The organism is Mycobacterium sp. NAZ190054 (assembly GCF_001545925.1).
In the GTDB taxonomy this organism is placed as follows: Bacteria; Actinomycetota; Actinomycetes; order Mycobacteriales; family Mycobacteriaceae; genus Mycobacterium.
On the sequence record NZ_LMVQ01000115.1, the window covers coordinates 1 to 10,640 of the forward strand.

At 66.6% G+C, this 10,640-nt stretch carries 12 protein-coding genes; 3 read left to right on the plus strand and 9 right to left on the minus strand.

The features are described from left to right. Window positions 1–129: 129 nt before the first annotated feature. Window positions 130–1,341 (plus strand): DNA polymerase IV, encoded by a 1,212-nt coding sequence (gene dinB / locus ASJ79_RS10220; protein WP_067954757.1) that lies wholly within the window; start codon window positions 130–132, stop codon window positions 1,339–1,341. An 11-nt stretch (window positions 1,342–1,352) separates the two neighbouring features. Here the strand turns inward: dinB and ASJ79_RS10225 are convergent, their stop codons facing one another. From ASJ79_RS10225 to ASJ79_RS10265, 9 genes are all read right to left on the minus strand, one after another. Beyond that, window positions 1,353–2,360, minus strand: coding sequence for a PHP domain-containing protein (locus ASJ79_RS10225; protein ID WP_067954759.1), 1,008 nt, complete (start codon window positions 2,358–2,360; stop codon window positions 1,353–1,355). Between the two features lie 28 nt (window positions 2,361–2,388). Then, window positions 2,389–3,645, minus strand: a complete 1,257-nt coding sequence (locus ASJ79_RS10230; protein WP_197420159.1) for an amidohydrolase family protein — start codon at window positions 3,643–3,645, stop codon at window positions 2,389–2,391. Between the two features lie 41 nt (window positions 3,646–3,686). Beyond that, a complete protein-coding gene (locus ASJ79_RS10235) occupies window positions 3,687–4,001 on the minus strand; it encodes a hypothetical protein (protein WP_067954761.1) in 315 nt (104 codons plus the stop codon). Further along, complete coding sequence (locus tag ASJ79_RS10240; RefSeq protein ID WP_067954763.1) at window positions 3,988–4,353, minus strand: Rieske (2Fe-2S) protein; 366 nt, start codon at window positions 4,351–4,353, stop codon at window positions 3,988–3,990. The genes ASJ79_RS10235 and ASJ79_RS10240 overlap by 14 nt, the downstream gene beginning before the upstream one ends. Window positions 4,354–4,363: 10 nt before the next feature. Continuing rightward, complete coding sequence (locus tag ASJ79_RS10245) at window positions 4,364–5,296, minus strand: ABC transporter substrate-binding protein (RefSeq protein ID WP_067954765.1); 933 nt, start codon at window positions 5,294–5,296, stop codon at window positions 4,364–4,366. Window positions 5,297–5,504: 208 nt separating this feature from the next. Next, on the minus strand, window positions 5,505–6,941 hold the full coding sequence (locus ASJ79_RS10250) for an aldehyde dehydrogenase family protein (RefSeq protein WP_067954766.1): 1,437 nt from the start codon (window positions 6,939–6,941) through the stop codon (window positions 5,505–5,507). Between the two features lie 16 nt (window positions 6,942–6,957). After that, on the minus strand, window positions 6,958–7,773 hold the full coding sequence (locus tag ASJ79_RS10255; protein WP_067954769.1) for an ABC transporter permease: 816 nt from the start codon (window positions 7,771–7,773) through the stop codon (window positions 6,958–6,960). Beyond that, the gene (locus ASJ79_RS10260) at window positions 7,770–8,618 is read right to left on the minus strand and encodes an ABC transporter permease (RefSeq protein ID WP_067954771.1); all 849 of its coding nucleotides are present in this window, start codon (window positions 8,616–8,618) and stop codon (window positions 7,770–7,772) included. The genes ASJ79_RS10255 and ASJ79_RS10260 overlap by 4 nt, the downstream gene beginning before the upstream one ends. A gap of 4 nt (window positions 8,619–8,622) precedes the next feature. Continuing rightward, complete coding sequence (locus ASJ79_RS10265) at window positions 8,623–9,513, minus strand: ABC transporter ATP-binding protein (protein ID WP_197420160.1); 891 nt, start codon at window positions 9,511–9,513, stop codon at window positions 8,623–8,625. A 132-nt stretch (window positions 9,514–9,645) separates the two neighbouring features. On the opposite strand from ASJ79_RS10265, the gene ASJ79_RS10270 reads away from it, so the two are divergent. After that, window positions 9,646–10,020 (plus strand): metalloregulator ArsR/SmtB family transcription factor, encoded by a 375-nt coding sequence (locus tag ASJ79_RS10270; RefSeq protein WP_067954775.1) that lies wholly within the window; start codon window positions 9,646–9,648, stop codon window positions 10,018–10,020. A gap of 5 nt (window positions 10,021–10,025) precedes the next feature. Beyond that, window positions 10,026–10,640 (plus strand): SulP family inorganic anion transporter (locus ASJ79_RS10275; protein WP_255374722.1); only part of this gene is annotated, 615 nt, incomplete at its 3' end.

Consider the following 10,640-nt stretch of genomic DNA (forward strand, 5'->3'; position numbering starts at 1 on the left):
AAACCTAGAGCACCCGACCGCGTGCGCGTCCCCCTTTGCCCTGCGGACACACCGAGAACACTTGAGACTCAACCAAAAACACCGCTGACCAGCGAGAAGGCGCCCACTAAAACACTAGGAGCGCCACATATGTTCGTGTCCTCCGCGGCCATCCTGCACGCCGACCTCGACTCGTTCTACGCGTCGGTCGAGCAGCGCGACGACCCGTCGCTTCGCGGGCGCCCCGTGCTCGTCGGCGGCGGCGTCGTGCTGGCTGCCAGCTACGAGGCCAAGGCGTACGGCGTGCGCACCGCGATGGGCGGCCGGCAGGCGCGGGCGCTGTGCCCGCACGCGATCGTCGTGCCGCCCCGGATGGCGGCGTACTCCGAGGCCAGCGCCGCGGTCTTCGAGGTCTTCCACGACACCACTCCCGTCGTCGAGCCGCTGTCGGTGGACGAGGCCTTTCTGGACGTGTCCGGGCTGCGGCGGGTGTCGGGTACACCGGTGCAGATCGGCGCCCGGCTGCGCGAGCGGGTGCGGGACGAAGTCGGCTTGCCGATCACGGTCGGTATCGCCCGCACCAAGTTCCTCGCCAAGGTGGCCAGCCAGGAGGCCAAACCGGACGGCCTGCTGCTGGTGCCTCCCGATCGGGAGCTGGCGTTCCTGCACCCCCTTCCGGTGCGCCGGTTGTGGGGGGTGGGCGCCAAGACCGCCGACAAGCTGCGGGCGCACGGCATCGAGACGGTCGCCGACGTGGCCGAGCTGAGCGAGACGACGCTCGGGTCTCTGGTCGGCGGCGCGATGGGACGGCAACTGTTCGCGTTGTCGCACAACGTCGATCGGCGGCGTGTGGTGACAGGTCGACGGCGCCGGTCGGTCGGCGCGCAACGCGCGCTGGGGCGGGCGGGCAGCTCGATGTCGCCTGACGAGGTGGACGCGGTGGTGATCAACCTGGTCGACCGGATCACCCGGCGGATGCGCAAGGCCGGGCGTTCCGGACGCACCGTGGTGCTGCGGTTGCGGTTCGACGACTTCAGCCGCGCGACCCGGTCTCACACGATGCCCAAGGCCACGGCGTCCACGGATGCGATCCTCGGCGCCGCGCGCCGCCTGATCGAGGCGGCGGCTCCGTTGATCGCCGAGCGCGGACTGACGCTCATCGGGTTCGCGGTGTGCAACATCGACCGCGACGGCGCCCAGCAGTTGGAGCTGCCGTTCGGGCCGACGGTCGACGGCGCGGACTCGTTGACCATCGACCTGGCCATCGACAAGGTGCGCGGCCGCTACAGCACTGCCGCGCTGACCCGCGGGGTGTTGGTGGGCCGCGACGCCGGAGTGGAGATGCCGATGCTGCCCGACTGAAAACCGTCCGGCTAGCCGGAACGTGTCCAGGCGAGCAGATCGTCGGCGGGCCAGGTGTTGACGATGCGCTCGGGTTGGAGCCCCGCGTCGAGCGCGCGCTGAGCGCCGTAGCCGAGAAACTCCAACTGTCCCGGCGCGTGGGAATCGGTGTCGATGGAGAACACGCAGCCGATGTCCATCGCCAGCTTGAGCAGACGGGTCGGCGGGTCGCGCCGTTCGGGCCGGGAGTTGATCTCGACGGCGGTGCCGGCGTCGCGGCAGGCGGTGAACACCTTCTCGGCGTCGAATTTCGATTCGGCCCGCATGCCGCGCCCGCCGGTGACCAGCCGCCCGGTGCAGTGCCCGAGCACGTCGGTGTGGGGGTTGGTGACGGCCTTGAGCATGCGACGGGTCATCGCGGGGGCGTCCATCGCGAGCTTGGAGTGCACGCTGGCGACGACGACGTCGAGACGCTCCAGGAGTTCGGGTTCCTGGTCCAGGGCGCCGTCTTCGAGGATGTCGACCTCGATGCCGGTGAGAATCCGCATGGGAGCGACCTTTTCGCGGATCTCGTCGATGACGTCGAGTTGTTCCCGCAGGCGCTCGGGGGACAGTCCGTTGGCTACGCGCAGGCGCGGTGAGTGGTCGGTGAGCGCGCAGTATTCGTGGCCGAGCGCGCGGGCGGCGAGCATCATCTCCTCGATCGGCGCGGATCCGTCGGACCAGTTCGAGTGCACGTGCAGGTCGCCGCGCAGCGCGGCACGCAGGTCACCGCCGCCGAGGTCCTGCGCGGCCTCGCGCAGTTCCACCAGCACGTCGGGCTCGCGTCCGGACCAGGCCTGCGCGATCACCTTCGCGGTCTTGGGCCCGATCCTGGGCAGTGTCTGCCAGCTGTCGGCGGCGCCGTGCTTCTCCCGCTGAGCGTCGGTGAGCGCTTCGACGACATCGGCGGCGTTGCGGTAGGCCATCACCCGACGCGGGTCCTCCCGCGCGCGGTCCTTGTAGTACGCGATCTGGCGTAGTGCGGTGACCGGGTCCATGACACCAGTGTGCCCGGACGCACGTGGCTCAGTCCGGCGCGGCTCCCGGCGCCGAGCGCAGTTCCTCCAGGGTGGGGAGGTTGAAGAGCTCGCGTGCATTCTCGCCGAGGATCCGCCGCTTCTGGTTCTCGTCCAGGAACGGCAGGTCGTAGATCGAGCTCGGGAGGTCGAAATCCCAGTGCGGATAATCCGACGAGAACAGCAGTTGGGTCTCGGCGTTGATCATCCGCATCGTGCATTCGAGCGCGGCCTTGTCACCGGCCTCGATGGGCTGCGAAGTGTAATAGAAGTTCCGCCGCATGTACTCGCTGGGCTTCATCTTCAGCAGCGGCGCTTCGGATGTCCGCATCATGTACTCGTTGTCGAGGCGTTGCATCATGAACGGCACCCACGCCAGGCCGCTCTCCATCCAGATGACCTTCAGATTCGGGAACCGTTCCGGGATCCCGTTGATGACCATGTTGGTCAGATGCACCATGTTGTACAGCACGAAACCCAACGCGTGAACCGAGAGGAACTTGTTCATTCCCTCGAGCACGCGTTCGTGCGGGTACGCACTGGCGTGGAAGGCCAACGGCATGTTGCGCTCTTCGATCTCGGCGTAGACCTTCATGTACGCGTTGTCGTGCACCGGCCGATACCGGGCACCGGTGACCATGAACCCGACGACCCCCGGTTTGTCGCCGAACTCCCGAATCGCCTTGAGGCTGGCATCGGGATCGTTGAACGGGAGGAACACCAGGGTCTTGATCGCCGGGTCGTGGGGCAGGACCTCCTCCACGAACCACCGCGTGTAGGCCCAACTCAGAGCGGTTTCGACATTGGTGTCCGGGTGCATGCCGAGATGCAACATCGGTGTCGGGAACTGGATCTGGATGTCGATGCCCATTCCGCGCATCTGCCTCCGGATCAGCGTGACATCGCGTGGCACACCGGGGACGAGTTCTTCCTTCGCCATGTTCGGGTAGCGGTGGATACGCCCGGCGACCGACTGGTTCTGGTTGTACTCGATCATCAGCGAGGAACCCTTGCCGTACTTGTCACTTCCACCCATCCGGTGGCGCAGGATCGGATCCTCGATGTACTTCGCGATGTCGCGCATCGAGTAGTTCTCGTAGTGATGCGCGTCGGTGTCGACGATCAGGAAGTCCGAGTACTTCCGGTCTTTCGCCTGCTGTGTCGCGTGGGCAAGGTGGCGTTCGGTGTCGAATCCGAGGCGCTGTCCGCTGTTGATCTGTCGGATCAGGTCGGATTGCGCGTCCGCGGTGGTCATGTCTGCTGTCACGGCATTTCTCCGGGGTAGTGATGGGCTGCTGGGATACGTGGCTACTCTGTGCCGAACTTCCGCCAGAGGCTGAGTTCGAAGAGCTCGAGATTGACGACCTGCAGCAGTTTGGAACAGAACAGCGACACCTCCGTCGCGGTCACCGCTGTTCCGGGCTGAACCGGGTCGCTGCCGAATCCGGCTTCGTGCTGCGCGGCATAGAGTTTCACGCCGACGGTGTTGATCCGCCGCACGACGCCGGGGTCGATGGCGCCGGGTCCGCCCGCGACGAGCGCCGCGTCGATCTCGCTGTAGAGCGCATCGACGAGTTCGTGCAGGCGCGCGTTGCCGCCGGCGGCAGCGTCAGCGGCGGACATAGATCTCCTGGCCGCGCTCGATCACGGTGTACTTGCGCAACGACAGCCGCTTGTCACCGGCACACTGTCCGGTTTCGATGTTGAATTCGTAACCGTGCCAAGGGCACACGATGTGCAGCTCCGTCTCGGAGAACTCCTCCCGGATCAGCTCCTTGGTGGGACTGAGGACCGCCTGCACCTTCCCGATCACCGTGCCCTCCCCCACCGGGCCGCCGGCGTGTGCGCACGTGTTCTCGAAGGCGTAGAAGGTCTCACCACGCCGGAACACGAACACCTCCCGGCCGTCGACGACCACGCCCTTGCGTACGTCGTCGTCGAAATCGGCATACAGACCCACGTAGATCTCGGTCATGACATCTCCTTCAGGAAGCCGGGGCTTCGTCCGCCTTCGCGACCGCCGCGTCGAGGATCTCGTAGTCGACCACGGCGTCATTGTCGGCGGGTTCGGTGAGCACTCCTGACCGCAGCGCCAGGTCGGTCATGTAACCCACCGCCTCCGGGCTGATCCCGCCGTCCTCCGGCCACACGTTTCCGCGCTCGATGACCGCGTAGATGCTCTCCAGCTGCGCGGCGTCCGGTGGCTCCGGGACGTACTGCTGCACGGCTTCGTTGAAGCTCTCGAAGCTGCCCTTCAACACCCGGTTCGCGGTGATCACCGACGCGCAGAAGTTCACCGCGGCGTCCTTGTTCTCGCCGAGCCAGGAGCTGGGGGCCGAGAACGCCTGCATGATCATGTCGGGGACGTCGTCGGCCAGGGTGGCGAGGACGACGCCGTCGGGAGCCTGGGCTTTGGCGGCATCGAACTGGCGCAGGTGGATCACCGCGGCGTCGACCTGACCGGCGGCAAAAGCATTGGCCCGCAACGACGAAGATTCGAGGATCGTGGTGTTGGGCATGTCCGTGAGGAGGCCGGGAGCCTGCTTGGCCTCGAGCATCGCGTCCATCACCATCGCGCCCGCACCGCCGGGACTGTCGGTGGCGACGCGGACCGAGTCGTTGAACAGATCGTCGACGCTGTCGACACCGTTGCGGCCCACCAGCGCGAGGGTGTCGGAGTTGTTGAACGGACAGAACACCTTCATGTCCTGGCCGGTCTGCTGCAGCAGCACCGTCGAGATGAACGAGCCGCCGACGATCTGCGCCTCCCCCGACATCGCGGCCTGCGTTGCGACGGTGTGCGATTCGAAGACCTTCAGGTCCTCCGGTGTGTACGCGAGGTTCAGTTTCGGTCCCTCGACGAGCGGACCGTAGCGGGTGTTGACATACGTGGGCTGGACGTCGGTGGTGAAGGCCACGACAGGGACTTTGGTATCCCCGGCTTGATCCGACGACCCCTCCTCGCCGCCTCCGCACGCGGCCAGGACCAGTGATGCGGACAGGCCGAGCGCACCGGCGACCGCCGTGCGGCGATGAGAGCGCTGTCGTTGGGTACCGTGCATGTGCTTCCTCCGAGTAGATTTAAAATATGCTTATTTGCTGCGTTCGGCGTGGTTGAAGTAGGGATCAGACGACGACGTTGACGGCCTTGACCTGCGCGTAGCTGTACACCTCCTCGGCCGAGTGTTCGGTGCCGATCCCGGAGTTCCGCCAGCCGCCGAAGGGCACGGCGGGCCAACGTGTCTCGACACCGTTGATCCACACGAACCCGGCCCGCACACGGTGGGCAGCGCGCAGGGCACGCGAGATGTCATGGGTGTAGATGGCCGCGGCCAGCCCGAAGTCACTGTCGTCGACGGCGCCGAGCATCTGTTCTTCGTCGTCCCACGGGATGACGCTCAGGACCGGACCGAAGATCTCTTCCCGGGCGATGACCATCTCCGGCGACACCGCGTCGAACAGCGTCGGTTCGACGTATGAACCGGTCGCCAACTCGCCCTGCGGGGCGTCACCACCGACGACCAGGCGGGCACCTTGCGAGACGCCGCTGCGGACATAGTTCAGCACGCGCTCCTGCTGCCGCCGCGAGATCAGCGGGCCCATCTCGGTCTGCGGGTCCTCGGGCAGACCGAGTCGGACCGCCTTCAGACGATCGGCCACCGCATCCCGAACGGCACCCTGGAGCGACCGGTGCACGAACAATCGCGATGTCGACCCACACGACTGGCCCTGGTTGCGGGTGAAGTTCATGCCCACGAAAGCAGCGTCGGCAGCGGCTTGCGGATCGACATCGGGATAGACGATCAGTGGGTTCTTGCCCCCCAGTTCGAATGTCAGGCGCTTGATGCGGCCCGACTGCGCCGCCGCCGCCTGGATCGCCAGCCCGGTCTCGACGCTGCCGGTGAAGTGCAGGCGCCAGATGTCCGGATGCCGAACCAGCAGGTCCCCGGTGGCTGCCCCGCCCTGGATCACGTTGAACACGCCCGGACCGAGAGTGCCGGTGGCCAACTCGGCGATCCGCTGGGACGTCATCGGCGTCTGTTCGGCCGGCTTGACCACCACGCAGTTACCCGCGGCGAGCGCCGGCGCCGCCTTGGAGATCGCGAAGAATCCGGGGTGGTTGAAGGGCAGGATGATCCCCACCACCCCGAAGGGCTGAAGGACGGTGTAGTGCAGGTTCGTCGCGCTCGCCGGGATGGTGTCCCCGGTGAGTTCGACGGCGGCGTAGTAGTCGGCGTAGTCGGCGCCCTTGGCGATGCCGGCACGCATCGTGCGCAGCGGGATCCCGCTGTCCCGGGCTTCGAGGAGCGCCAACTCCTCCAGTTCAGCCCGGATGGCGTCGGCCCACGCCTGGATGCGCCGACGCCGCGAACCGGCGTCCAGCAGCGCCCAGGCCCGCTGCGCCTCGGCAGCAGCCTGGTATGCCGCCTCGACATCCGCAGCCCCCGAGACTGCGACATCGGAGAGGACGGCCCCCGTGGCGGGTTCCAGGTTGGGCTGGGTGGATCCACTTTTCGACGGGCGCACAGACCCGTTGATGACGTTCCCGGTCAAGGCATTCATGCGGCTCCCGATTCGTTCACGGCCGTTCCCGGCGGAAGGCGGTCAGACGGTCCTCGATCACGGAGGCCAGTCTCATCAGGATCAGTCCCATGAACATCGTCACCAGGATGGCCGCCAACAGCTTCGGAGAATCGAACCGCGCACCTGACTGGGTGAGGATCAGGCCGAGATTGGCTGACGCCAGGAGCAGTTCGGCCGTCACCGCGCCGCGCATCGCGCGTGCCACCGCCAGCCGCAGTCCCAGCAGCACATACGGTGTGGCGGCCGGGAGAACGACCTTGCGGTAGATGTCACGACGGGGCAGCGAGAAGGAGCGGCCGACCTCGACCAGCGGTGTCGGCACCTCCCGCACGCCCGCCGACGTCGTGACGATCACTTCGAAGATGCACCAGAGCACCACCAGGACGACCCGGCCCGACATCTCGAGACCGGTGTAGATCGCGATGACCGGTATGAACAGCGCGACGGGGGTCGCGTACGCGGCATTGGTGAGGGGTTCGATGGTGTTGCGGGCGTACTCGGAAACCCCGATCCACAAGCCGATCGCCACTCCGAGCACCGCCGCGATGGTGTATCCGACGACCATGGTGGCCATGGTGCCCGCGAGCGCTCTCGGGAACTCGCCATCGGCGAATCCGGCCCACATCGATTGCGCGACTTCGGTTACCGGCGCTATCGCGAAGACGTCAGGCTGGCTGCCGTACCACTGCCAGCCGCCGAGGATGGCCACCAGGATCGCGAGCCGGAAGACCCACACGGTCACCCGCTCGGCGGTGTTCGAGCCGACGACGTCACGCACCCGGTCAGCGGTCACGGCCTCGGCTGTACTCACCCGTCTCCCTTTCCGACGCCGCTCGTCGAAGCCGCCCACGGCGTGATCAGACGCTGCGCCCACAGCAGCAGTTGTGAGAGAAGCGTTCCGACGAGCACCACGACCATGGCGAGGGCGAAGAACTGCCCGAGGACGTGCTCCTGGCTCAATGCCTTGAGCTCCCGACCCGTACCGGTGGTGACCCACAGTTCGGCGATGATCATGCCCTGAACCGCTTGCCCGAGGCCCAGTCGCACTCCGGCGATGGTGAACGGCAGGGTGGCCGGGGCGGTCAGGACGAAGAAGCGGCGTACCGGACCGACGCCGAAGGACCGCGACACGTCGACCAGATTCGGATCGATGGACCGAACTCCGTTGGCGGGATTGATGATCACGTAGAACACCGCGAACAGGAACACGACGGCGACACGGAACGTGAATCCGGTCCCGAACAGCAGGATGAGCAGGGGCAGAACCGCGGCCAGGGATGTCACGAAGAGCAGGTTGACGTAGGGCTCCACGACGAGCGCGACGGTGCGGAAGGAGCCGATCGTCAATCCGATCGGCACACCCACCGCGATCGCCAACCCGAATCCGACGAACATCTGCAGGAAGCTGGAGGCGACCAGTTCCACGCCGCCGGTGGTGAGCACGGTGACGAAGCCGCGCAGTACGTCCTGCCAGCTCGGCCAGAAGTAGCTGCCGACCACGACCGCGAAGACCTGCCAGACGATGATCAGCGCGCCCCAGGTGAGCAGGCGCTGGAACCACGGGCGTCGCCGTAACGGCAGGCGGGTCGACTCCGTGTCCCTGTCTTCGGAGCCGGCGTCGTATCGCGCCAGGGTGTCCGGTTCGGCGTTGGCCACTGCGCTAGGCGCTCTCGGACATGCTGTCGCGCAGCGACTCCCACAACCGCGACTTCAGAACCGTGAAGTCGGGATGCATTCGTACGCTGTCGGTCCGGGGCCGCTCGAACGGGATGTCGACGACATCGATGACCCGCCCCGGGCGCGAGCCCATCACCACCACCCGGTCGGCGAGGAACACCGCTTCCTCGATGTCGTGGGTGATCAACACGGCGGTGCGGCCCGCCTCGGACCAGATCCGGCTCAGTTCGGTCTGCAACTGCAACCGCGTCTGGGCATCCAGTGCTCCGAACGGCTCATCCAGCAACAGCAACTCGGGCTCCACCGCGAATGCCCGGGCAAGTCCGACCCGCTGTTGCATGCCGCCGGAAAGCTGCGCGGGATAGTGCTTTTCAAATCCTGTGAGTCCGACCAGATTTAGGTACCGGGCCGCGCGCTGCCTGCGGTCCCCGGCGCGCACGTCGCGTGGCTCCAAGCCGAACTCGACGTTCTTCTGGACTGTCCGCCACGGCATCAGGTGCGCATGCTGGAACACCATGGCCCGGTCTGGTCCGGGTTCGGTCACTTCCCTGCCGCGGAGCATCACCCGGCCCGAACTCGGTGCGGTGAGGCCGTCGATGATGCGCAGCAGCGTCGACTTACCGCATCCACTGGCGCCGATGATCGCGCAGAATTCCCCCTCTTCGACATCCAGGTTCACATCGGTCAATGCGATGGTGGCAGTGTTCGACTTGTTTCCCCGACTCTTGAAAGTCTTGGAAACCTGCTGGATGGAGAGCATCGGCATGAAGCGTTCCCACCTTGCATGATCGAGGGACACAGCCAAATCACGAATTGCCGGGCTGATTTTGTATTTATAATACAGCCCATCGTAGACGGCAATGCGAACGCGCAATCCGGCTCAAAATCGGAACACAAATTCAATCCTGCTGTAACGGCGCCCCGGGGCCGTGATTGGTCACCGCGCGACGCACCGGCTATCGTAATTGCGAAATCGTTCAATCCATCAATCCGTAAGGCCACGGCGATGCCCGACCGCTTCCCCGCCGACCAGCACCGGCCGCTCTACGAGATCAAGGCCAACCTGTTCAAGGCGCTGGCCCATCCGGCGCGTATCCGCGTCCTGGAGATTCTCTCGGCCAACAGAGAGCCGACCCCGGTGAGCGACATCCTGGCCGACACCGGGCTCGAGCCCACCCTGCTGTCACAGCACCTCGCCGTCCTCAAGCGTCACCACGTGGTGACCGGCCGGCGGACCGGCAACACCGTCTCCTACCAGCTGGCCCATCCGCTGATCTCCGACCTCCTGGTCATCGCCCGCACCTTCCTCGCCGACACCCTGGCCGGACAACGCGACCAACTGAAATCCCTGAAGGCGCTCCCGCCGCTGGAGACGCGGTGAAGGTCGTGACCGCGGCCCGCAACCTGGGCCGCCTGGTACCGCACCGGCGGGACTACGCCGGTCTGCGGCGTTCCTGGCGGCGTGACGTCCTGGCCGGCGTCACGGTCGGGGTGGTCGCCCTGCCGCTGGCGCTGGCGTTCGGGATCAGTTCCGGGGTCGGTGCGGCCGCCGGCCTGGTCACCGCGGTGGTCGCAGGCCTGGTGGCGGCGGTCTTCGGTGGCTCGTCAGTCCAGGTCTCGGGTCCCACCGGCGCGATGGCGGTCGTCCTGGCGCCGATCGTCGCCGCGCACGGTCTCGGCAGTATCGCGCTGGTGACCGTTCTCGCGGGGGTCATCGTGCTGCTCGCCGGGGTCACCGGCCTGGGACGGACCGTGACGTTCATCCCGTGGCCCGTCATCGAGGGCTTCACCCTCGGTATCGCCGCCATCATCTTCCTGCAGCAGGTTCCCGCCGCGTTCGCCGCGGCCGGCCCGCCGGGCGAGCGCACCCTGCCCACCGGCCCGGAACGCGGTCATCACCGCTTCCTTCTCGTCGCCGGACAATCGTCCGTGCATCAGGCCCAGTCGCAGGCCGGCCAGCGGGCCGCGCTGCAGCCGCTCGAACATCTCGACGACGGTGAC

Excerpts from the sequence above, each read along its gene's own strand:
- ASJ79_RS10270 (WP_067954775.1), top strand. The coding sequence starts at position 9,646 with ATGCCCGACCGCTTCCCCGCCGACCAGCACCGGCCGCTCTACGAGATC.
- ASJ79_RS10240 (WP_067954763.1), bottom strand. The coding sequence starts at position 4,353 with ATGACCGAGATCTACGTGGGTCTGTATGCCGATTTCGACGACGACGTA.
- ASJ79_RS10225 (WP_067954759.1), bottom strand. The coding sequence starts at position 2,360 with ATGGACCCGGTCACCGCACTACGCCAGATCGCGTACTACAAGGACCGC.
- dinB (WP_067954757.1), top strand. The coding sequence starts at position 130 with ATGTTCGTGTCCTCCGCGGCCATCCTGCACGCCGACCTCGACTCGTTC.
- ASJ79_RS10250 (WP_067954766.1), bottom strand. The coding sequence starts at position 6,941 with ATGAATGCCTTGACCGGGAACGTCATCAACGGGTCTGTGCGCCCGTCG.
- ASJ79_RS10235 (WP_067954761.1), bottom strand. The coding sequence starts at position 4,001 with ATGTCCGCCGCTGACGCTGCCGCCGGCGGCAACGCGCGCCTGCACGAA.